Genomic DNA, 24,514 nt, shown 5'->3' with positions numbered 1-24,514 from the left:
CAGCTTTTGAACCTGATTTATGCGGCAAGAGATGTTATTGGTGGAGAATGCCCATGGGGCATACTTCGCCCTTGTTTATATTAGCTCCAGATCACTATCCAAAACTACGAAGATTAACCCTAAGTTATTAATGATAGTGCTATTGAGCCGATTGAGTCGGCAGAAGAAAGTTACTCCCTTTGGGATCACTGGCTTCGCTTTCATCTTTGAGCTGTACTCCGGTTTCTCCCAATTTTAAAGCGCCTTGAATTAAATAGCTGAGTCGATGACAGGCTTGTTGATAACTCATACCGGCTAACCGAACATTGGAAAGACAGTTGCGTTTTTCATCTGTAATTCCCGGATATGCATTGTAGGTGAAATAGATCCCCATACTGTCGGGAGAACTGAGCCCGGGGCGTTCTCCGATCAGCATGACAACCATTTTGCTTTTAAGTGTAAAGCACACATCATCACCGACGGCAACCCGGCCTTGCTGGACGATTGTCAATGGAGCGAGAGTGAGTTGTAGCTGTTGGATTTGAGGCAAAAGTAAGTCTAGAAAAGGCTGTGCATGATGACTGATGGCGGCAGATGATAGACCTTCACTGATGACAATGGCTAAATCAGCACCCTGATCCGCTCCGGCTAAATAGTCACGAAGTTGTTGTTGTGAATGAGAATCCAGTCGGCGACCTAAATCGGGTCGTTGTAAATATTGTCTGCGATCCTGAGCTTGACTGTGTAAGATAAATACTGGGGAATGTAACGCTTCTAGTTGCTGTTGCAGTGATTGATAATCCAATGGTTGAAGGACCGCATCCCTAGCCTGAGCATGGCATAGTTGAAAATTAAGGAGAGCTGAAGTAGGCAAGCTTGATCCAGCATGTCCTAATGCGATTCGAGCATCGGTTAACTGACGCAGGGATTGCCAGCGATCATGAATTAGAATTTCTTTGGTTTGACTCATCGTTGCTCTCCAGGCAGAGATAATTGCGCAAATAATTCAGGGAGTTGGCCTTGTACTGTAAGCTGATTATTTGAATTCATGATTTGATTATCTATTAACCATTGTTCAAATTCAGGCGCAGGGCGAAGATTTAGTAACGATCTGGCATAAAGTGCATCGTGAAATGAGGTTGTTTGATAGTTGAGCATGATGTCATCTGAGCCGGGGATCCCCATAATATAATTGACGCCAGCACATCCTAATTGGGTTAATAAGACATCCATATCATCCTGATCCGCTTCAGCATGGTTGGTATAGCAAATATCAACTCCCATGGGGAGTCCGAGTAATTTACCGCAAAAATGATCTTCTAGTCCGGCTCGAATAATTTGTTTTCCGTTATACAGATATTCAGGACCAATAAATCCAACGACGGTATTCACCAACAAAGGATGATAGCGCCGAGCCAGTGCATAAGCGCGAACTTCACAAGTTTGTTGATCAAGACCGTGATGCCCGTTAGCGCTCAGCGCACTCCCTTGGCCGGTTTCAAAGTACATGCAGTTATTGCCGACGGTTCCTCGGTGCAATGATAATGCGGCTTCGTATGCTTCATCTAAAATTGCCATTGAAACACCAAAAGACTGATTGGTTTTTTCTGTTCCGGCAATAGATTGGAAGACGAGATCAACCGGAGCTCCCCGTTCTATGGCTTGCAGATGTGTGGTGACATGGGTGAGTACACATGATTGCGTGGGTATTTGATAATGTTGAATGACTTCATCCAGCATTTTCATGAGGTCGGTTACAGCTTGATAATTGTCGGTAGCCGGGTTAATTCCGATCACCGCATCGCCATTTCCATATAGTAATCCATCAAGTACGCTGGCGGCGATCCCGGCTGGATCATCGGTTGGATGGTTAGGTTGTAAACGGGTCGATAATCGGCCTTTAAGGCCAATGGTATTTCTAAATTGAGTGACAACCTGACATTTACTAGCCACTAATGTTAAATCTTGCATCCGCATGATTTTACTGACTGCGGCGACCATTTCAGGGGTTAATCCTGGTGCAATGGCGGCTAACCGTGTGGCATCGGTATCATAGTTTAAGAGCCAGTTTCGAAAATCACCGACGGTTAGGTGGGCGATAGGCGCAAACGCTTGGGCATCGTGGCTATCAATGATGAGGCGGGTGATCTCGTCTTCTTCATAGGGAATGAGTACCTGATTTAAGAACGTTGTTAAAGGTAGGTCGGCAAGACATAGCTGAGCCGCGACACGCTCTTCGGCACTGGTTGCAGCCACACCCGCTAAAACATCACCACTGCGAAGTGGTGTCGCTTTGGCCATTAACGTGGCTAAATCTGAAAAATGATACCGGCTTGCACCTAGATCAATATGGTAAGCCATATGAGAAATTCCATTAGGGAGGTACGGACATGTACCTCCCATTTTAAGTATTAATCGAGTTTAGGAGACAGTTCAGAGTTTTGAGATCGAGATGACCAAGCAAAAATCAAAAATGTTCCGATTAAAATAACAAAGTAGATAGCGGCAATTATTAGGTTGAATACAGTCATGGCAACGAGTGCCACTATTGCAATGACAAATGCGATCCAGGCTGCAGCGACCCCTTTGGGCATATGAAAGGGTCGTTCCAAATCAGGTTCATTTTGGCGTAATTTCAAAAATGCGATCATTGATAGCGCATACATCGTAATCGCACCAAAACAGGCCATCGTAATAATTTCGCCAGTTCGACTGGTCAATAATGCCAAGATCCCAACTACGGTATTCGCCACCAATGCATTCACCGGGGTATTTAATTTAGGATGAACATAGCTAAGGGCTTTTGGAAAATAACCAACACGTCCGAATTCAAAAGTAGCTCGTCCCCCGGCCAATAAAATGCCGTGGAATGAAGCAATCAGACCAAACAAACCAATACCGACCAGTAGATGGACAAAAGGTGAACCTTCACCGAGTACGGTAGATAAGACCAAAACTAAAGGAGTATCTTGAGGATCGGTACTACCTGGTGCATAAACTGCGGTTGACCAACCGTTCACCCCGATGGCACAAACAAAGACGAGCAGACATAAAACGATCAGTGTTGCAAGTGCAGCGCCAAAGCCGATGAGGATGTTTCGTTGCGGATTAATCGTTTCTTCTGCGACATTGGCCACCCCTTCAATAGCGAGGAAAAACCAAATAGCGAAAGGAATCGCCGCGAAGATACCGGAAACACCATGTGGAAATGCGTTGATGGCTAAATTATGCCATTCCACATGAGGCATTGTTAAACCTGTGAAAAGTAGCAGTTCACAAACTGCCAGAATGGTGATGACAAGTTCAAAGATCGCCGCGAAACGAACCCCGACAATATTGACCAAAGTAAACAGTAAATAAGCCACAATGGCAATGCTCACGGTGTGTTCTCCGGGAACAAAGTGGTTAAGGTAGGCTGCGATTGCAAATGCAATTGACGGCGGAGCAAAAACGAATTCGATATTTTGTGCCATCCCCGCGATGAATCCCCATTTGCGACCTAAGGCTCGGTCGGCATAGGTAAATGCACCTCCAGCGCGAGGGATCGCACAAGCCATTTCGGTATAGCAAAAAGTAAAACAGATATACATGACAATAATAAATAGTGTTGCAATGGCAAGCCCTAAGGTACCCCCTTCCGGAAGACCCAAGTTCCAACCAAAATACATCCCTGAAATCACATAGCCGACCCCAAGTCCCCATAAAATGAAAGGACCTAAAGATCGTTTGAGTTGTTGACCTGACATGTGTTGACTCCTTTTTTACATGTTGTAGACAGGAGCAGAGCATTTATCAGGCCAAATGGAAATTACGGGAAAGGAATGAATTTCATAGTGTTTTATCGGGGACGGTGCTGCATCAAAAGTGATTGATGTTAAAATACTTGTCTCTTTTTAGTGCAAATGCACTGTGGTTAATCATATAGACATAATAATGTATGCTTTATACATAAACTCAAAGGATGAACCTGAGTTTTATCGTAAGTTATTGTAAATATCGTTGGGTCACTGACATAAAACTCAGGTTGGGAGATTCAATTTAGGAATGGACTGCTTAAATGGCATGGGGACGGGGTACTAAATCCCGACGAAAGTTTCTCTGCCAAGCCTGAATATCATTACGTCTGAGCGTTTCCATCATTTGTTCCCATCGGTCTTTTCGCTCATCCAGCGGCATTTGAATCGCTGTGGCTAAATGATTGGCAACAGCCTCAGTATCATAGGGATTGACGATAATTGCACTTTTCAGTTCTGCTGAAGCCCCTGCCATTTTAGATAAGATGAGCACTCCTGGATTATCGGGATCTTGAGCTGCCACAAATTCCTTGGCGACCAGATTCATCCCATCCCGTAGTGGGGTAACAAAGCCAATATGGGCTAAGTTATATAAAGCTAAAATGGTATTGCGGCGAAATCCACGATTGAGATAACGCAGCGGTGTCCAGTCAAAATCGGCATAGGTTCCATTCACATGGCCCGCGGCCTGATCAATCTGTTGCGCTAGTTGCCCGTAAGCTTTCACGTCGCCTCGAGATGTAGGGGCAACTTGCATATAGACCACTCGACGGTGAAAATCAGAATAGTTTTTTAAGAGCTGCTCATACGATTTAAACCGATGAAACAAACCTTTACTGTAATCGAGCCGATCAACGCCGATGAGAAGTTTACGATCACCTAATTCAAGTTTTAATTGTTGATATTCTTTGGAATGTTTCCCAGTTTTAACCAGATCGGGAATATCGTCAGTTTCGATCCCGATCGGGTAAACACCGGTCTGTAATTGATGGCCCTGACAGTCAATTAATCCAGAAGGTGAGATATCGCCCTTCATACTATAGCGAATGGCCTCATGAAATCCTCTTTCATCGGTGAGCGTATGAAATCCGACCAGATCATAATTGAGTAATTCGGTTAGAACATCTTTGTGATCAGGAAGCGCCCGCAGCAAATCAAGGGGAGGGAACGGAGTATGCAAAAAGAATCCGATAGGCGATGAAACACCGGCTTCTCTTAACATTTTAGCCATTGGGATCAGCTGGTAATCATGGATCCAGATCGTATCGTCAGGTTTTAAATAAGGAAGCAGATGATCCACATATTTTCGATTGACTCCCAGATAACCCATTCGATAGTGATGGCGATAGGTCATTAAGTCGGGCCGTTGATGGAACAGGGGCCAGAGCACACTATTGGCGTAACCCCGATAAAAATTATTGTATTCGTTTTGTCTTAATCCGATGGTTACAAAATTGATATTACCTCGACTTTCTTCTCGAATTTCAGAAACAGGGCGGTTTTCAATCCGGCCATTCCAGCCAAACCATAGTCCGCCTGAATCGGCCATAGCGGCCAGAACACCAACCGCCAATCCGCCTTGTGATCCTTTATTGAGTGCATCGGGTCGGGCCACTCGATTCGAAACAATAATCAATCGGCTCATAGTTCATCCTCCCAGCGTTGGCTTAAAATGCGAGCACAATTGATAATGCCCACCATGCTGTAAGTCTGCGGGAAATTCCCCCATAGCTCTCCGGATATCGGGTTGATATCTTCCGAGAGTAGACCTACATGATTCCGTCGTTCCAGTAGATCTTCAAATAGAGCTCGGGCATCTTTAACTCGACCAATAGCGGCTAAAGCCTCGATATACCAAAATGAGCAGATGGTGAATGCATTTTCCGGAGCACCAAAATCATCTTCGACAATATAACGGAAGATATATTTACTACCCTGAGGACGCAGCTGGTATTCGATCGCTTCGACCGTTCCTTTAAAACGAGGATCGTCTCCTTTGAGATAACCGAGTGAGCAGGCGAGCAACAGGCTGGCATCCATGGTATTTCCGCCCCAAGTCGCTGTGTAACTATTTAATTCAGAGTTAAAGGCATGTTCATCGATCGCCTGACGAATCGTTGTCGCATGCTTTTGCCAGTATTGTTCTCGTTGGGGTAATTGGATGACTTTAGCAATTTTGGCAAGGCGATCTGCGGCCGCCCAGCACATGATGCTGGAGAAGGTATGAATATGTTGGCTGCCTCTGAGCTCCCAGAGCCCTGCATCGGGTTGGTTATAATAAAGAACGGCTTTTTCACCAACGGCTTCCAAAAGCTGAAATAACCGCTGGTTTCCAGGTTGGCGAATGCGTTCATCAAAAAACATCTGAGTCGCGGATAAAACCGTTGCGCCATAGACATCATGTTGGATCTGGTCGGCAGCCTGATTTCCAAAGCGGACCGGCCCCATACCCCGATAACCGTCCAGTTTATGAATGATTCGTTCATCCATCTGTTTATCGCCATTAATACAAAACACGGGTTGCAGATATTCATCATCCAAGCTGGCAGCCAGATTCACCAGATACTGGAGATATTGTTCCATCGTGGCAGTAATCCCAAGCCGGTTGAGTGCATGTACGGTGAAATAGCTATCACGTAACCAGCAAAATCGATAATCCCAGTTACGTTGTGTTCCCTGTGCTTCGGGAATGGATGTGGTCATCGCAGCAACAATGGCCCCGGTATCTTCAAATGCGCTGAGTTTCAGTGTGATGGCCGAGCGGATCACGGCATCCTGCCACTCAAAAGGAATGGCTAGGTTGCGGACCCAGTTTTGCCAGTTGGTTTCAGTTTCCTGAAGAAAGCGGTTGGTAAGATGAGCAATCGGTTCTTCAATACTTTCATCCGAGCCAAAAATAAGAGAACGTTCCTGATCTAAGATGAACCATTTTTCATCGTGAATGCTGATCACTGAAAGGTCTGTGGTTAATCGTAACGACTGAGTCGCACCCACATAACTAATATGATTGCTTCCTTCAATGCAGCGATAGGGTTCATTGGTGTCGTTATCGGCAGGACGCAGTCGGATCCTAATTTTAGGTGAGCCGATAGGGATCAATTTGCGCATAATAGTAATTGGGCGGTGAGTTCGGCCAAATTGCCAGAATCGGGGAGCAAAATCGATGATTAATACACCGTTACCATGTTGATCATAAAGGGTTGTATTTAGTATGGCTGTATTTTTTTGATAGTATTGCTCACTGTAAGAAAACTCATCTAGATCAATACCATAAGTACCGTTTAATGTATTGGGATCTCCTGTTTTTAGCAGTGAAGCAAATACCGGATCACTATCAAATCTGGGCATACAACACCAGACTATTTCCCCCATCTTATTAATTAAAGCACTAATGGTACAATTACCTATTAATGCTAATTCGAGACTATTTCCGATCATTATGACTCCTCTTTGATTAGGTTAGTTTGAAAAAATTTCAAAACATCATCTGGAGTGTCGATATGATATTTTGCCTGGGTCTTTCCTTCTCCAATTTTAATTGAAATGCCTTGATGTTGATTCACCCAATTAAATGCATCTTCATCAGTAATATCATCACCCAAATACCAAGGGGTAAGTGACTTAAAAGGGGGGTGCTGCATAAATAATTCTAGTGCAGATGCTTTTGAAATTCCTCTTGGTTTTAATTCTCGAATATATTTACCTCCCTGAATTTCAAATTTATTATTTTGCTTAATAAATTTATGTAAAAATTTTTCTATAACGTTTTCTAATTCTGGTCTGTTTCGGTAGTGAATGGCAATTGATAATGGTTTGACTTCCCATAATAAATTATGAGTTTCACAAAAGAGTTTAGCTTCTTTATAAATGGATTCTTGTATAGGAATAACATCAGGGTGATGTAGGATCTGGGTTTGATTGGCATAGCGATATTGCATGCCATGACTACCACTTAGGGTTATTTGAGAAAGGTCCAATAGTTGATCAAGCGATGCAATACTTCGACCACTGATAATAGCAATGGATTGATTAGTTTGTATATTTAACTGAGTCAGCATTAGCTTAAGACGAGAGTTAACCACAACCATATCCGGTGTTTGTTGTAAATCGACCAAGGTCCCGTCAAAATCAAAAAATATAGCGGCTTGATCTAAATTTAATGAAGGTAATTTCATCTACTTTATCACTTCTATCGCTAATTTTATTATTATAAACATAACGCGAATAGGAGCATAAAACAAGTTTCTATGGTTTATGCTAATGAAATCCATATATTAATCTGGTAAGATATTCACATCGAGCAATTAAGTAGATGAATCATTTATATAGCTATAATGGATAAATAATTAGTTTAAAAATTTGTACTTATTGATATGATAATAGGATATCAATCATTAAATATCATTAATAATAATGAATCAATCGCTAAAACTAGAATTAACTAATATAAGGCATCAAATTCATCATCATGCTGAGTTGTCCGGCTGTGAAAAAAATACCATTTTACTATTAACTGAAAAACTGAATAAGCTCCGTCATCCGCCACAATTATTCCCTTTAGATCAAAATGGTCTTTTGGCCCGTTTCTCAGGCTCCCATGAAGGGCCTAATATTTTACTGAGGGCTGACATTGATGCTTTACCGATTCAGGAATCATCTGAAAAGTCATACGCTAGTGTTACGGCTGGCGTGGCGCATCTCTGTGGCCATGACGGGCACTGTAGCTCGTTGTTAGGTTGTGCCATTCAATTAAGCGAAACTCCCTTGGTTCGGGGGCAGGTTGATCTCTTGTTTCAGCCTGCAGAAGAGACTGGCCAAGGGGGGCCGATGATGGTTCGGGCTCTTAAACAACTGGGAGTTCAGTATGATGCCGCATTCGCTTATCACAATTTGCCGGGATATCCACTGGGACAAGTGGTTTTACGGCATCAACATTTTACCGCAGCAGTTCAAAGTATTGCGATTCAATTCAAAGGCCGAATTGCGCATGCCGCTGAGCCCGAACAGGGAATTTGTCCGGCTTATGCTATTGCACAATTGTTGCAGCTGGCTGAACGATGGAGCTTGAATCAGCCTGAAAAAGCAGATTTTCAATTAATTACACCGATTTGTGTTCATATGGGGGAAACTGCTTATGGCACGATGCCTGGTGATGGAGAAGTGCATTTTACATTGCGCTGTTGGGGCAATGAACGAATGGATCTGTTGGCTAAAAAATTCCAGCAACAAATTGAACAGATTGCTCATGACCAGCAATTAGCGGTTCATTATGACTGGCTTGACATATTTCGTAGCTGTGAAAATCATACTGAAGCGGTTGATGTACTAGAACAAATATGTCATCAATTTGGGCAGGAAGTTTATCATCGTCCCCAGCCATTTAAATGGGGCGAAGATTTTGGATGTTTTACGGAACATTTTAACGGTGCTATGTTTGGATTGGGCTCAGGGGAACAACAACCCCCGTTACACCATATTGACTTCGATTATCCAGATGAGCTTTTGGTCCCCGCAGCGAAAATGTTTGAGCATATTGCGCGCCATTATTGTGGATAAAATAGATAGCTATTGGGAATGTGGAAAAACAAATAACTTATTGATTATTTGATGTTTCACCGAAACCGAATATTGTCAGTACTCGGTTTTGGTGGAAAGCTGATGGTAGTTTAACGTGAGTATAAAACTGTAATATCAATGTCTGAATTACAGTTCAACATAGACTGCCATGTTAAATACTCGTGCACTGTCACCTGTCGCGATAACTTTATCCCAAGGCATAATCGAACTACGGACCTGAACACCTTTAAATGGTGCGTAACGTACACCGAATCGGAAACCTTTTAGACCGACTCCATTGGAGATCCCGCGATCACCATCGGGTTCGAGCGTGGCATAAGTTCCAACGTAGTGATAATCCGTATAGAGATAGTAAGAGCCAGGAATTTGACTATTCATTTCCCCATAACTTAATTTCAAGCTATAAAGTTTATTTTCAGTATCATCATTAGATTTGGCCCCAGTTAAGTTGAGCATCCAGTTTCTCCATAGCGGCTGTTTAATTTGAAGCTCATTAATCCGATAGATCCAGTTATTGGTTTTATCATCGATATACCAATGAATACCCCCGACATAGGTATTTTTGATATTACCGAATGCGGAGAGAACAACCGCCGTATTTTTATGGCTAAATCCATGGTTATAAACTAAGTCAAGAGGTCCATATTGCGCACCTAGATTTACATCTTTAACTTTGGTAAATAAGCTGATCCCTTTGAGGCCATTGTTATAAACCCAGTTATCATTGCGAACACCAATCCATTGATAACCAATAACTGCCGTCGTATTCGTATTAAATAGATTGGTTCCTGTCAGTGAAGCCCCATTACTGGCCATCCCCGGAGCTGTATCTAATACTGATCTAAAATCGTTGGTTGCTCCACCAAGTCGTTCATTTTCATTAGGTTTATACAGGAAGTCGAAATCATATGACCACTGTTTATTAATATTACCATAAAGACTTAAACGCACATCTTGATATAAATTGCTAACTTTTTTATTTCCTCGTCTTTGATTGTAATAATAGTTTTTAATGATACCGCGTAGATTTGGCAGATGTTCCAGTTTATTTTTATCTTGCTGAGTAAAAGCCACCGTTTGAATGTGGGAGACTTTAGGTTTATCGGCCAAATTACTGGACGTATCTGTAGATGCGACAATAATATCCTGATTTGTATCTTCCAAGGTATTATCTGGCTGTTGTTCTTTATTTGTACTGGCAATTTGAGTTTTGCTCTCAGAAGTATCCGTATCTTGGGGTGTCGGAGATTTACGTCGAACACCAATGGCTTTTAGATCATCACTGTATTCTCGGAGAAGTTTGTTGATTTGCGCTTGGTCATCCGCTGAAGCATTATCATATTTAGAGAGTGCTTTCGCGACCAAGACCGCAATTTGATAGCGTTCCATGGGCTTTTTCGTTTCAACTTCACTTTTGTCAATCAGCCCATCTTCAGATAGTTTATTGATGGCAGTATATGACCAGTTATCCCGAGGAACATGATCAAAAGGTGTAATAAAATCAGATGCGACTGAGTTCCCTATACTGCAAAAATATATCCCTAGTAATGCTGCTAAATGATTACGTCGTATATTTTTCATATTTTATATCCCTTTTAAAATTCCTCTATCGAGTCATCATTAATTTAATGAAGCCATTCAAAAACTTAGATTTATAATGCTCAAAATTTACTACCTTTATCAAATGAACCAGATTATAGAGATTGATATATACGTAGTATTATCATCCTGATTACTTGGTTATTTGAGTTAGTAAGCATTGATATGTAATTACAACGAATTTTGAGCATAAAAAAACCTGGATCACCACTAGTTATAAAAACTATTGGAAATCCAGGTTTTGCCCGATTAACGGTTACAATCCTGCGTTTACAAACTGTATTTAATGCTGATTTGTATTAAGTGTTACCAAATTTTATGATTCTTACAATCAGCAATGAATCAAAGTGTGATAGTAATCTCAGGGCATTAATTTAAATATATCTTAGTACCTTGATAAATCAGAATTATATAGTTAATTAACAATTTACATTATATTTTTGTGATACACATCACAAATGAACCCGATTACATACGTTCATTGTGATCCAAATCACATATGGATATATCTTTAATTTTAATTTTATAAATTAAATTTTAGTATTTCGGTTGTATTTGATGCTGATAATTAATTGCAATTTATAAAGTTAAAAATTTATTAAATTTATATTAATAATTATATAAAACGGGCTTGTAACCATTAGATTGGGCAAAACCCGAAATAATCCAAAACGAATCCGTGTTGGATTATTTCGGGTTTTTTTATCTCTGAGTTTTGAATGACTCAGAGTCATGAAAGGGATGCCCTCGATTATCGTGTTAGCTTCAGAATGTCACTATATTGATTAGGAAGAGCAAATGAATCATAACAAGCAAGAAAGAACCCCCTTTTTATTCTGTATGCTGGCTGTTTCGGTATCGCTCGGAATTTATCAACCGACTTATGCGAGTGCTGAAACAACTGTACTGGAAAGAAATTTTATATCTCCTCCTAATTCAGCCCGACCTCGAGTATGGTGGCATTGGATGAATGGCAACATCACCATTGATGGCATCGATAAAGATTTAGCTTGGATGCATCGAATGGGGATCGGTGGGTTGCATAACTTTGATGCGAGTATGCCGACACCACAAATTGTACCTAATCGTTTAATTTATATGACTCCCGGATGGCAAAAAGCATTCCGTCACGCGGTTGAAAAGGCCGATCACTACGGGATGGAATTCGGGATCGCTTCATCTGCAGGCTGGAGTGAAACCGGTGGACCGTGGGTTAAACCCAAAGATGGGATGAAAAAAGTCACCTGGTCCAAAATGGTGGTCAAAGGTGGCGCGCCTATCGCTAAAAAACTACCGAATTATCCAACGGTTACCGGTCCTTTTCAGAATGTTCATGCAGCCGCACTTTATTCTAAAGATGAGCTAAAAGCCAAGGCTCTTAGTGTGTCGGGTGATATTGGCGTTTATGCCGTTCCACTTCAATATGCAGCGGTTACCGACACACCCGATGTGCTTATTGCAGGCCATGTGGTGGATAGCAAAGCGCTAACGGATCATTCTTCACAGAGCACTTTGTCAGTGCCAATTAATGATAATAATCAGGCTATTTTTTATCTTTCTTACAAGCAACCCACAACGTTGCGTTCAGCTCGATTGATGATCAAAGATGGCTTGATGCCGTTTTCTCCAGAGCGACTGAACCCAGCTGAATTGCAGGCGAAAATTGATGGTAAATGGCAGCGTGTGGGTATGTTCCCAATTATGGCAACACCGACAACCATTGGCTTTAATGCCGTTTCTGCCAAGCAGTTTCGGGTGATTATCACCCCTAAATCTCCGGCTTCTTCCGCTGATCTGCTGGGTGGGGCTAAAGGCGCTGAAATATTAGATTTATTTCCACCGGCGATGACCGGCAGTGTATCGGTTGAAGCATTTGAGTTATCTCCGGAGCCACAAATTTCAGAATTCCAAGCTAAAGCTGGGTTTACGACCGTTCATAACTATTACGATTTAAATAATCAGTTTCATGAAAAAGGCGTTCAACTGACGAAGGTAGTTGACTTGTCCGATAAGGTTGCTGCGGATGGAACTATTCGTTGGGTTCCCCCTAAAGGGCACGACTGGGAGATCATCCATATGGGGTGGTCACTGACTGGGAAAACCAATCATCCGGCAACACCTGAAGCGACAGGGCTGGAAGTGGATAAATATGATGCTAATGCGGTGCGGCAATACATCACGACTTATTTGAATAAGTACAAAGCGGTCGTCGGTGATAAGTTGATGGGAAAACACGGTATTACGACATTAGTGACTGACAGTGTTGAAATTGGTGCTTCCAACTGGACTCCGAAAATGTTGCAGGAATTCAAAAAGCGCCGAGGTTATGATGCGAAACCATGGCTCCCTGCGTTGACCGGTGTCCTGATTGGTTCAGCGAAAGCCAGTGATCAGTTCCTCTATGATTTTAGAACGACATTAGGTGAAATGATGGCAGAAAATCACTACGGCACAATTGCCAAAGTGGCCCATCAGTTTAACCTTAAAGTTTACGGTGAATCTCTCGAAGATCAACGCCCCGTATTAGGGGATGATATTGCCATGCGTCACTATACCGATGTGCCGATGGCGGCGATGTGGGCTTATGATCAGAAAAAAGCACCGCGTCCGGGGCTACTGGGGGATATTCGAGGGGCGGCCTCAACGGCTCATTTCTATGGACAGAATCTGGTTGCCGCTGAATCAATGACGTCTGCTTTTTCGCCTTGGGCTTTTGCACCTTCTGATCTGAAGCATGTGATTGATTTAGAATTTGCATATGGGGTTAACCGACCGGTCATCCATACTTCAGTGCATCAGCCTGAAGATACGAAACTCCCAGGGTTATCGCTGTTTATTTTTGGACAATATTTTAACCGCCATGATACTTGGGCTGAGATGGCGCGTCCGTGGGTGGATTATATTTCTCGAAATGCCTATCTGCTGCAGCAAGGTCACTATAATGCGGATATCGGGCTATTCTATGGCGAGGAAACACCGGTGACCACGATGTTTGCATCGGGTGAGCCAACGGATCTCCCTAAACATTATGCATATGACTTTTTGAATAAAGATATGCTGGCACAGTTGAGTGCGGTCAAAAATGGTGACCGTGTTGAATTTGTCAGCCCCGGAGGGGCGCATTATCGGGTGATAGCCCTTTATGGCACCAGTCAATATATGACCTTGGATACTTTAAAACAGCTCGCTAAATTAGCTCATCAAGGTGGGCTCATCGTAGGGCAGAAACCTATAGCGAACCCAAGTATGAGTGGTGATCACCAACAATTTGGACAATTGGTGGATGAGATTTGGTCGCTTTCCAATGTGATTGATCAAAGTACCCATAATTTAGATGATTCACTGATAAAACTGGGGATTGCGCATGATGTGAATACGAATAATCATGCTTTTGAGCAGAACAAGTTATTGTTCGTTCATCGTCGTCTGGATAAAGGTGATATCTACTATCTGAATAATCGCACGGGCTCCCCGATGCAAGAGCAGGTAACCTTTCGGGTTTCCGGCTATCAGCCGATGCTGTGGAATCCGGTCGATGGTTCGACTCATGCGGTTAGTTATAGTGAAAAAGCAGGCCAAACTAAGGTTGATCTGCAGCTAAAACCAGAACAATCGCTGTATGTGGTATTTAAACAGCCGACTCAGGTAACTCATCGGAATGTTGCGGTTCCCAAAGTACTTCATCATTCAGAAGTGACAGGACCCTGGCAGGTTACGTTTGAGAAGGGTTTGAAATTGCCGGAACCGTTAGTTATGCAACAGCTTCAGCCATTGCAGCAGAGCTCGAACCCGGATGTAAAATATTTTTCAGGAACGACGTCATATCAAACCACGTTAAATGTTGCAAATGTACCAGATAAAGGAAAATCGCTGTGGTTGGATCTGGGCAAAGTAGGGGATGTAGCTCAAGTCTTTGTCAATGGTAAAAAAGTGGCCACACTTTGGTATGCACCAAAAATGGTTGATGTAAGCCGTTTCGTTCATCAAGGCGCGAATAAGCTGGAAGTGAAAGTGGCTAACCTTTGGGTGAACCGTCTGATAGGTGATAAACAAAAAGGGGCAAAACCTTTAGCGTGGACTTCTGCTCCAACCTTTAAAGCGGATGCACCGCTGCGTGCTTCAGGGCTGATTGGACCGGTGCAGTTGCTCCTCAAAGGTATGTAGGCAATTTATTAGTATAGAGTGAGTTAAAATAAAAACGCCCGATAAAATTGATCGGGTGTTTTGTTTTTCATCCGCATCAATATTTTGATTGTGCAAGTGTGATTAGGGACATCCTATAATCATTCAATTGACTCTGGGGCACGTAAAAGAGCCGCTTTCCCGGTGACTAAGTATTGGCGAATGAGTGGAAGAAATTGCTCACATGGTTCGTCGATGACCCCTTGATCAATGAATAAATCATAGCCTGTCAGTTGGCGTAATTTTTCCATTCGCTGACCGAACATCGCCAGTAACCCATGATAGGTTTTTCCCTGAGTGACAAAATAGTCATCTTCTAATAGCTGGTCACTAACGCTGTTTATGTTCGAGCAATCAGCTCGCAAGGCTGCGAGTAAAGCGGAACGCTGTTCGGTTAATAAATGGGCACACAATCGAGGAGAGATGGTCTCTAGGATGGATTGATAATCGACGATACGCAACCCAATATATCCGAGTTCCCGACGTTCAAATCCTCGGCCGACATATGGAATACCAATCCGCTGAATTTGGGACCATTGCAGCGACCACCCGCCATAACTATGGTGAAACTGAAGATGGTCGTGGCAAACTACAACACCGTAGTAAGGTTGAACTATTTTAGAAAAACCAATGCGCAGTCCAATGTAGGCCAGAATGATCATGAACGAAGCGGCGATACTGAACAGCTTCGTGCCAAATATATAGAGCAATAGAAGGCTTACTAAGGCTGTAATAATACCGGACAGAATAAAAAAAGATCCATTCTGACGATGTGCCAAAGGGAATTTGATCGTTTCCATGACAGCGGTCCGATAAAAATATATGTAAGCAGTATGTTACCCAATTATTATAAATTCAAGTATCGATGCTGCAAGATCTGATTTAGCGGATCTATAATGGACCGGAGAATAAGCGGGTGATGAAATGCCACTCACTGATAGAAAAATACCACTGAGTGGATTGATATTATTGGTCTGAGCTTGGTTTTTCCCAGAACCAATAGCCTTGATTAATCCAATTTAATAGCAGCGTTGCAAATGCTGTATCTAAAAGTGCCTTTTGCAATGTGGTTGATTCCGGCTCCATCTGATTAGCAAGCCATTGATATAAATTGGGGATCCCTTCAAAAGGATAGGATTCGCCATCAATGAAGAGTTCGTTGAGTCCTTGTAGATATAATACTTTCAAGCCTTCAACTCGTCGAAGTTGGTAACCTTGCTCCAATTGGGTTTGTAATTGTTGAATCGATGTAAATTGTTCATCATCAGTTAATGGAACAATATCAATATCTCGCCGGGTTTCAGAAAAATAGCGACCGAAGAAATCTCGCATTTGGCGACTATCATTCACCATGCTTTGAAAAAGACTGGCTAGTTTTTGCTGCTGGTGACGGGTAATTTCTCCCCAGGCATGACCTGCACTGAGCTCAGGATCAGTATAACGAGTATAAGATTGTTCCTGATCGAGCAGGTAATCGGCGAAAGCGCTGAATAATTCACATTGATCAGGGGCTCTGAAGCCAACAGAAAAACTCATCGAGTTGGTTAACGCAGTACCATGATGAGGGCATCCTGGAGGAATATACAGCATATCACCTGATTTTAGTGTTTCATCGATGATAGGTGTAAAAGGAGCACACTGACGAAGTCCCCCGCCATTAGAACATTCAGGGAGAAGCTGTCTTGCTCCAACTTGCCAGTGTCGTTCACCATTGCCTTGAATGATAAATACACCATATTGATCAATATGAGGCCCTACACCCCCATTTGGGGTCGCATAGCTCACCATAACATCGTCAAAACGCCAGTTAGGGATAAAATAAAATAATGCGGCCAATTGGCTACATTGGGGATTCCAGTGATTGGTCGCTTGAACAAGTAATGTACTTTGTGGCTGTTCTAATTCAGTAAAATCACTAAAAGGTCCTTCCTGGGATTGCCAATTCCCCTGGCGAATAGTGACCATTCGGGATTGGACTTCTGCTTCCATTGCAAGCCCAGCTAGTTCATCGATGGTTAAAGGATCCACAAATGAATCAATAGCATTGCGGATCAAGATCGGTTCACGTTGCCAGTGATCGACCATAAAATGGTTAATATCAAAATTAAGTTTCATGGATGAATTTATCATTAGAAAAGATAGGTAGCTCAAGCTACCTATCTTATAAGATTAAATATCTTGAGCAAGCTTTGTTGCCTGTCCAATATAATTTGCAGGCGTGAGCTTTTTCAGTTCTTCCTTAACTTCGGTCGGTAGCTCCAAACTATCAATAAAGTTTTGCATAATCTGTGCATCAACTCGTTTACCCCGAGTTAGCTCTTTTAATTTTTCATAGGGTTTTTCAATCCCATAACGCCGCATTACGGTTTGAATAGGTTCAGCTAAAACTTCCCAGTTGTGATCCAAATCATTCTGCAAATTAGCAACATTGACTTCTAACTTACGGATCCCTTTGAGAGTCGATTGATAGGCGATTAGCGAATACCCTAATGCAACCCCTAGATTACGTAATACCGTTGAGTCAGTTAAGTCTCGTTGCCAACGGGAAAGAGGAAGTTTGCGAGCGAGATGGCCAAAGATTGCATTGGCAATCCCCAAATTACCTTCCGAATTCTCGAAATCGATTGGGTTGACTTTATGCGGCATGGTTGACGAGCCAATTTCACCAGCAATAGTTTTTTGCTTAAAGTGCCCCAGACAAATGTAGCCCCAAATATCACGATCGAAATCTAGAATGATGGTATTAAAACGAGCCACGGCATCATATAGTTCAGCAATATAATCGTGTGGTTCAATTTGAGTGGTATAAGGGTTCCAGATCAACCCCAAGCTTGTTACGAATTCTTCTGAAAATTGATGCCAGTCGATGTCAGGATAAGCGCTTAAATGTGCGTTGTAGTTCCCTACGGCACCATTGATTTTCCCTAATAATTCAACTTGGGTCACCTGACGGATTTGGCGACGCAGCCGAGCGGCTACGTTGGCCATTTCTTTCCCGACGGTTGACGGTGATGCGGGTTGGCCGTGGGTTCTGGAGAGTAAAGGAATATCTGCATTTTTATGTGCCAGTTCAACGATAGCATCATGCAGTTGATTCAGATAAGGAAGCAGTACGTGATCCCGTGCTTCTTTGAGCATGAGCCCATAAGATAGATTATTAATATCTTCAGAAGTACAAGCAAAATGAATAAATTCACTGACAGCTGCAATTTCAGGCTGATCAGCCACTTTTTCTTTAAGAAAATATTCAATCGCTTTTACATCATGATTGGTTGTTCGCTCAATCATTTTGACTCGAGCGGCATCCTGTTCACTAAATGAACTGATGATATCTTCTAAAAATTGATTTGCATGATCACTAAATACTGGAACTTCAACGATGTTCGGATGCGTACTTAGTTTTTGTAGCCAGCGGACCTCTACAGTGACTCGGTATTTTATTAAGCCAAATTCGCTACATAGCGAACGAAGCTCAATTGTTTTGTCACCATAACGGCCATCAATGGGGGAAATGGCTGTCAGAGCTGACAGTTCCATAGCGTTCTCCTGCTTTTTGTTAGTGCTTAGAGCTGTGATAGACATGTTTCAACATGTGAAAGTAGCTTATTTCTTGCAAAAATAAGCTGCAACCGTTTGCCTCCTACCTGTTGCCACAATACACCAGCACGAATCCCACAAAGGAGTGTCGCTCTGACTTTATTCTGGACAGAGGTTTGCTGCAGCAAACGAGCCTCTCCGGTGACCTGAATACGGCTTCCAAGAGGACTAATAATATCACTATAAATGGATGCCAGGTTAGCTTGCACCTGTTCATCAGTGATTTCAAAATGTGTAAGTTGCCGTTTGACCTGAGATAATCGTTCTCCGAGCATCGATTGCATATCATTTCGTTTGAGTAGTCGTCGGGAGAGCGCTATCAAACCGATTAAATAACGAGTGATTTCAGGATCACGTTGCTCATTTTGGTTCCCGAGCTGTTGACGCATGGTCTGAAGGCCAACTCGTAATGAAGCTATTGAACCATATACCGATTCGGTTGTTGGAGGATCCGTTTGTAATAAGCTTTTTAGGGAAACTATAAATACATTATTATCGCATTGTCCATCCCGGGCAAATTGTTGAACAAGATGTGCAGCCTGACACAATCCGGCAAAAGCAATAACTTGTTCTTGCATGGTATGAGGCATTACTGTTGTTCCTTATAGCGAGCTTCAATAATCCCACCGCCCAAGCAAGTTTCTCCTTGATAAAAGACAGCTGATTGTCCCGGGGTGACCGCGATTTGATATTCATCGAAATTAACGATCAAAGTATCGCTATCTTGAGGAACAACCCTACATGGAATATCGGCTTGGCGATATCGGGTTTTAACGACACATCGAAATGACTCGGCCTTTATTTGGCGATCCACCCAGTGAAGCTGCTTCACTAACATAGCTTCAGAGCGAAGCCGAGGATGATCATGACCTTGACCGACAATGAGCGCATTACGTTCAACATCTTTATCAACGACATACCAAGGCTCTTCATTGGCGTCTTTCATTCCGCCAATGTGTAATCCCTTACGTTGACCCAGCGTATGGTACATCAACCCTTGATGTTCTCCGATAATTTCACCTTCACAAGTTTCGATAGGCCCAGGATGTGCTGGAAGATACTGTTGTAAAAATTCAGTAAATTTACGTTCACCGATAAAACAGATCCCGGTCGAATCTTTTTTATCCGCTGTCACTAACCCTTGTTCTTCGGCAATTCTTCGAACATCGGGTTTTTCGAGTTCGCCTACTGGAAACAGCGTCTGAGCCATGTGTTTTTCACTCAGTGTGTATAGGAAATAGCTTTGATCTTTGTTGGGATCTAGACCTCGCAGCATTTTCCAGTGTCCATCCTGGAAAGTATTGCGGACATAGTGTCCGGTAGCGATTAAATCGGCCCCTAATTCTTCTGCTGCAAATTCAAGAAACGCCTTAAATTTAATCTCTTTATTACACATGATATCTGGATTGGGAGTTCGTCCAGCTTTGTATTCTTCCAGAAAATGTTCGAATACATTATCCCAATACTCAGCTGCGAAATTAACTGTATGTAATTCAATCCCCAGTTTGTCGCAAACAGCTTGAGCATCGGCTAAATCGGCAGCTGCAGAACAATATTCTGTTCCGTCATCTTCTTCCCAGTTCTTCATGAATAGTCCTTCAACTTGATAGCCTTGTTGTTGAAGAAGATAAGCTGAGACTGATGAATCAACCCCACCAGACATGCCGACGATTACTTTTTTGTTGCTGTTTTCGTTCATGATTATTCATTACCTGTAATTTGAGGCAATTCTAGCAGAATCTGATCCCCTGATCACTATGGGCGGTTGAGCTTAAATGGCTAAGTTGGGTGTAAATCCAATCCCCTCTGAATGCCATGTCAATTTCATCTGGAGGATATAAGCTGAATACGGCCCTTATTATATAGCTTTAACGTTGTGGGGAACGAGGAGAACGATACGACTTTCTTTTAGGTGATTTTAAAAGCGTCGCAATTTGTGGGTCCCCACTTATGTCTCGAGATTCCCCGGGTTGTAATGACGTCAGTTTCCAGGGACCGATTTGAACTCGAATTAAGCGTAAAGTCGGAAATCCTACGGCAGCCGTCATGCGACGGACTTGACGATTACGACCTTCGGTAATGGTGAGTGACAACCAACTGGTTGGAATATTTTGCCGGAACCGAACCGGAGGGTTTCGCTCCCAGAGTTTGGGAGGCGCTATCTTTTGAGATTTAGCCGGGCGAGTTAGGCCATCCTTAAGTTGAACGCCATGTTGCAATTGCTGTAACGCTTGCTCCGTAATATCGCCTTCGACTTGAGCCCAGTAAGTCTTGGGCATTTTTTGTGAAGGCTCGGCCAAACGGTGTTGTAAGGGGCCATGATTGGTTAATAACAGAAGTCCTTCACTATCTCGATCTAATCTTCCTGCGGCATAGATGTCTGGCTCATGGATAAAATCAGCCAGCGTTTGACGTCCTTGTTCATCATTAAACTGACATAAAACCTGAAATGGTTTATTGAGTAATACGACTCGAATGGGCGATGGGAGTGCTTTTTGATGCGAAATCGGCATATGAAATAGAGTAAAAGTATTTGTCCTTATTGTAGCAAAGCCTTAACAATAAAGAAGATGAAGGATATACAGGTAATTAGGGCGATCGTTGATTATTTTTTAGATCACCGAATAATAATGAAGAAAAGCAGGTCAATGACCTGCTTTGGCTATTTGCTTACATTGAGCGCAGCTTATTTAGACTCTTCATCGAAAACGATGCTGACGGCATGATTGCCTTTGGGGCCTTGCTGCATTTCAAATTGAACGTGCTGACCGGCTTTTAAAGTACGGTACCCTTCCATTTGAATGGTTGAGTAATGTGCAAAAATATCTTCACCGCCTTGATCTGGGCAAATGAACCCAAATCCTTTAGCGTTATTAAACCATTTAACTGTTCCGGTTGGCATACGACATATCCCTATACTTGTGTTCTTACCAATTTGCCACCATCATTATGTAAATTGTGTCATTTAAGTAATGATTTTCGGCGACAAATTACAATCTAGTAAAAATGTTCCAGCAGTCAAGTGACAATTTTCAAATCTGCTGGCGTTGTCGACATAAACTGGTTAATGTGGTAGCTGAGAGTCTTTAATACTATATTTGAGTTATGAGTAAATCATCAGGTTGGCTAGACTTTGAAGAGTTAACCAAAACAAATCTTGGAACAGAAGTCGTACCGCCTTCAATGTACAGGGTCATACTGAATAATGATGACTATACCCCTATGGAATTTGTCGTTGAGGTGTTACAACTTTTCTTTAATATGGACCTTGAAAAAGCCACACAGGTCATGCTAACTGTTCATTATAATGGTAAGGGTGTTTGTGGTGTATTTACTGCTGAAGTGGCAGAAACAAAAATGGTACAAGTGAATCAATACGCGAAGGAGAATGAGCAGCCATTGCTTTGTACTATGGAAAAGGCCTGAGAATATTTTTTACCAACATCGTCAATGTTAATGATGTTGAGTCGTTTAGCAGGAGTCAGCTATGTTGAACAAAGAACTAGAGGTTACTCTGAATCAGGCGTTCAAAGAAGCTCGCCAAAGAAACCATGAATTCATGACGGTTGAACATTTATTGTGCGCCCTCATCGACAATGCGTCGGCTCGGGAAGCTCTGGAAGCTTGTGGAGTGAATTTGTCCCAGCTAAAAGAAGAGCTTAATAATTTTATTGAGCAAACTACACCTGTTATTCCACCTAACGACAGCGAACGTGAAACCCAACCCACATTGGGGTTTCAACGTGTTTTGCAACGTGCTGTTTTTCATGTCCAGTCATCGGGAAATCATGAAGTAACCGGCGCTAATGTATTGGTTGCCATTTTTAGTGAACAAGAAAGTCAGGCTGTTTATTTCCTCAAACGTGCGGATGTCAGTCGGCTGGATGTCGTCAATTATATTTCTCATGGTGTTCGTAAAGCGGATGATGAGCTGCCGAATAGTATGGGCGCTGAAGAGAGTGAAGTCACTGCATCTGAAGATCAAAAACAACTGGATAATTTTGCGACCAATCTAAATCAGCAGGTACTGAATGGTAAAATTGACCCATTGATTGGTCGAGACAGTGAACTTTCTAGAACCATTCAAGTATTGTGTCGTCGCCGAAAAAATAATCCATTGCTAGTGGGCGAGGCTGGGGTCGGCAAGACAGCGATTGCTGAAGGATTGGCTTATCGCATTGTTCACGATGAAGTGCCTGATGTGATTAAAGGGGCTACCATTTATTCTCTGGATATTGGCTCCTTGCTAGCGGGAACTAAGTATCGAGGTGATTTTGAAAAACGGTTTAAAACATTACTGAAACAATTGGAACAGGCTGATAATGCGATTTTGTTTATTGATGAAATCCATACGATTGTCGGAGCCGGTGCCGCATCTGGTGGCCAGTTAGATGCAGCCAACCTTATCAAACCATTGTTGAGTAATGGTGTGTTGCGGTGCATGGGATCAACGACTTATCAGGAATACAATCAGATTTTTGAAAAAGATCGGGCTTTAGCGCGTCGTTTTCAGAAAATCGATATCGTTGAACCGAGTGTTGATGATACCACTAAAATTTTGATGGGCTTGAAAAGCCGCTATGAAGCACATCATGATGTTCGGTATACCAATAAAGCGATTCGAGCTGCTGCTGAATTAGCTGCCAAATATATCAATGAACGGCATCTACCTGATAAAGCGATTGATGTGATTGATGAGGCTGGTGCTAACATGCGGATGCTTCCTGCTAGCCGGCGTAAAAAAACGATTGGTGTGACTGACATTGAAGTTATTGTTTCTAAAATAGCGCGCATTCCAGAACAGAAAGTGTCTTCTACTGATCGTGAAGTCCTTAAAACACTAGGTGATACTTTAAAAATGATGGTCTTCGGGCAAGATCCAGCCATTGATGCTTTAGTGGATGCGATTCGGTTAAATCGTTCTGGATTAGGGGCTGAGGAAAAACCAGTTGGGTCGTTTTTATTTGCGGGGCCTACTGGGGTCGGAAAAACTGAAGTAACTCAGCAATTGGCTAAAGCTATGGGAATCGAGCTGATTCGCTTTGATATGTCCGAATATATGGAACGGCATACGGTATCCCGTTTGATCGGTGCGCCTCCAGGTTATGTGGGTTACGATCAAGGGGGATTGTTGACGGATGCCGTATTAAAACACCCTCATTGTGTGGTTCTTTTGGATGAAATCGAGAAAGCGCACGAAGATGTCTTTAACCTGTTATTGCAGGTGATGGATCATGGCACCTTAACCGATAATAACGGTCGGCAGGCTGATTTTAGAAACGTGGTCTTGGTTATGACCAGTAATGCCGGAGTGAAAGAGACCCAGCGCAGTACTATTGGCTTTAAACAACAAGATCATAGTTATGATGCGATGGAAGAAATTAATCGGATTTTCTCTCCAGAGTTCCGTAACCGCCTTGACAGTATCATTTGGTTTAATTCATTGGATGAAAACGTCATTGATCGGGTTGTTGATAAGTTTATTGTTGAACTCCAAGCTCAGTTGGATGCGAATGGTGTATCTCTCGAAGTCGATAATCAGGCTCGGGAATGGTTAGCCAAAAAAGGTTACGATCCGCTGATGGGCGCACGGCCAATGGCTCGAATGATCCGAGAACAGCTGCGCAAACCTCTGGCAAATGAAATTTTGTTTGGTCAGTTAAATCACGGGGGACATGTTGATGTCAGTGTTGAGGGTGACGAACTGATTTTTGCTTATAACAAGGTTGCTGAAGAGCAGCTTTAGTCGTTGTACTCATTCTTATAAAGCAAAAAACCAGCCTGAG

The 24,514-nt window shown here is 42.5% G+C and carries 18 protein-coding genes; 4 read left to right on the top strand and 14 right to left on the bottom strand.

Translation table 11 applies throughout. The features are described from left to right. Positions 1-139 precede the first annotated feature (139 nt). From eutC to otsB, 6 genes are all read right to left on the bottom strand, one after another. A complete protein-coding gene (gene eutC / locus ABUE20_RS15060; protein WP_408620775.1) occupies positions 140-949 on the bottom strand; it encodes an ethanolamine ammonia-lyase subunit EutC in 810 nt (269 codons plus the stop codon). Beyond that, positions 946-2,340: an ethanolamine ammonia-lyase subunit EutB gene (locus tag ABUE20_RS15055; RefSeq protein WP_408620774.1), complete on the bottom strand. Its 1,395-nt coding sequence runs from the start codon at positions 2,338-2,340 to the stop codon at positions 946-948. The genes eutC and ABUE20_RS15055 overlap by 4 nt, the downstream gene beginning before the upstream one ends. Positions 2,341-2,390: 50 nt before the next feature. After that, positions 2,391-3,725, bottom strand: coding sequence for an ethanolamine permease (gene eat / locus ABUE20_RS15050; RefSeq protein WP_408620773.1), 1,335 nt, complete (start codon positions 3,723-3,725; stop codon positions 2,391-2,393). A 307-nt stretch (positions 3,726-4,032) separates the two neighbouring features. Continuing rightward, the gene (locus tag ABUE20_RS15045; RefSeq protein WP_408620772.1) at positions 4,033-5,418 is read right to left on the bottom strand and encodes an alpha,alpha-trehalose-phosphate synthase (UDP-forming); all 1,386 of its coding nucleotides are present in this window, start codon (positions 5,416-5,418) and stop codon (positions 4,033-4,035) included. Continuing rightward, positions 5,415-7,211: a glycoside hydrolase family 15 protein gene (locus ABUE20_RS15040; RefSeq protein WP_408620771.1), complete on the bottom strand. Its 1,797-nt coding sequence runs from the start codon at positions 7,209-7,211 to the stop codon at positions 5,415-5,417. The genes ABUE20_RS15045 and ABUE20_RS15040 overlap by 4 nt, the downstream gene beginning before the upstream one ends. Further along, positions 7,211-7,948: a trehalose-phosphatase gene (gene otsB / locus ABUE20_RS15035; RefSeq protein ID WP_408620770.1), complete on the bottom strand. Its 738-nt coding sequence runs from the start codon at positions 7,946-7,948 to the stop codon at positions 7,211-7,213. Before otsB ends, ABUE20_RS15040 begins: the two co-directional genes overlap by 1 nt. A 238-nt stretch (positions 7,949-8,186) precedes the next feature. Here otsB and ABUE20_RS15030 point away from each other — a divergent pair, with 238 nt between their 5' ends. Beyond that, positions 8,187-9,329 (top strand): amidohydrolase, encoded by a 1,143-nt coding sequence (locus tag ABUE20_RS15030; protein ID WP_408620769.1) that lies wholly within the window; start codon positions 8,187-8,189, stop codon positions 9,327-9,329. 147 nt (positions 9,330-9,476) lie between these two features. Here the strand turns inward: ABUE20_RS15030 and ABUE20_RS15025 are convergent, their stop codons facing one another. Continuing rightward, on the bottom strand, positions 9,477-10,931 hold the full coding sequence (locus tag ABUE20_RS15025; protein ID WP_408620768.1) for a hypothetical protein: 1,455 nt from the start codon (positions 10,929-10,931) through the stop codon (positions 9,477-9,479). 816 nt (positions 10,932-11,747) lie between these two features. On the opposite strand from ABUE20_RS15025, the gene ABUE20_RS15020 reads away from it, so the two are divergent. Further along, positions 11,748-15,113: a glycosyl hydrolase gene (locus ABUE20_RS15020; protein WP_408620767.1), complete on the top strand. Its 3,366-nt coding sequence runs from the start codon at positions 11,748-11,750 to the stop codon at positions 15,111-15,113. Positions 15,114-15,232: 119 nt separating this feature from the next. Here ABUE20_RS15020 and ABUE20_RS15015 read toward each other — a convergent pair whose 3' ends face one another. The 7 genes from ABUE20_RS15015 to cspD all read right to left on the bottom strand — a co-directional run bounded on the left by ABUE20_RS15015 (position 15,233) and on the right by cspD (position 21,630). After that, on the bottom strand, positions 15,233-15,931 hold the full coding sequence (locus ABUE20_RS15015; RefSeq protein ID WP_408620766.1) for a DUF2982 domain-containing protein: 699 nt from the start codon (positions 15,929-15,931) through the stop codon (positions 15,233-15,235). A 166-nt stretch (positions 15,932-16,097) separates the two neighbouring features. After that, positions 16,098-17,246 (bottom strand): JmjC domain-containing protein, encoded by a 1,149-nt coding sequence (locus ABUE20_RS15010; RefSeq protein ID WP_408620765.1) that lies wholly within the window; start codon positions 17,244-17,246, stop codon positions 16,098-16,100. A 54-nt stretch (positions 17,247-17,300) separates the two neighbouring features. Continuing rightward, positions 17,301-18,668, bottom strand: coding sequence for an adenylosuccinate lyase (gene purB, locus ABUE20_RS15005; RefSeq protein WP_408620764.1), 1,368 nt, complete (start codon positions 18,666-18,668; stop codon positions 17,301-17,303). A 26-nt stretch (positions 18,669-18,694) separates the two neighbouring features. Then, positions 18,695-19,318 (bottom strand): high frequency lysogenization protein HflD, encoded by a 624-nt coding sequence (gene hflD / locus ABUE20_RS15000; protein WP_408620763.1) that lies wholly within the window; start codon positions 19,316-19,318, stop codon positions 18,695-18,697. Further along, positions 19,318-20,427, bottom strand: coding sequence for a tRNA 2-thiouridine(34) synthase MnmA (mnmA, locus tag ABUE20_RS14995; protein WP_408620762.1), 1,110 nt, complete (start codon positions 20,425-20,427; stop codon positions 19,318-19,320). The genes hflD and mnmA overlap by 1 nt, the downstream gene beginning before the upstream one ends. A gap of 169 nt (positions 20,428-20,596) precedes the next feature. Continuing rightward, positions 20,597-21,241, bottom strand: a complete 645-nt coding sequence (locus tag ABUE20_RS14990) for a pseudouridine synthase (RefSeq protein WP_408620761.1) — start codon at positions 21,239-21,241, stop codon at positions 20,597-20,599. Positions 21,242-21,414: 173 nt separating this feature from the next. Further along, positions 21,415-21,630, bottom strand: coding sequence for a cold shock domain-containing protein CspD (gene cspD, locus ABUE20_RS14985; RefSeq protein ID WP_408620760.1), 216 nt, complete (start codon positions 21,628-21,630; stop codon positions 21,415-21,417). 203 nt (positions 21,631-21,833) lie between these two features. Between cspD and clpS the strand changes: the two genes are divergently transcribed. Beyond that, on the top strand, positions 21,834-22,154 hold the full coding sequence (gene clpS, locus ABUE20_RS14980; RefSeq protein ID WP_408620759.1) for an ATP-dependent Clp protease adapter ClpS: 321 nt from the start codon (positions 21,834-21,836) through the stop codon (positions 22,152-22,154). A gap of 61 nt (positions 22,155-22,215) precedes the next feature. Beyond that, the gene (clpA, locus tag ABUE20_RS14975; protein WP_408620758.1) at positions 22,216-24,474 is read left to right on the top strand and encodes an ATP-dependent Clp protease ATP-binding subunit ClpA; all 2,259 of its coding nucleotides are present in this window, start codon (positions 22,216-22,218) and stop codon (positions 24,472-24,474) included. The last annotated feature ends 40 nt before the right edge of the window (positions 24,475-24,514 follow it).

The organism is Celerinatantimonas marina, from assembly GCF_046054165.1.
GTDB lineage: Bacteria > Pseudomonadota > Gammaproteobacteria > Enterobacterales > Celerinatantimonadaceae > Celerinatantimonas.
Note: the sequence above shows the minus strand (reverse complement) of the source record. Positions and strands in the feature narration are given on the sequence as shown.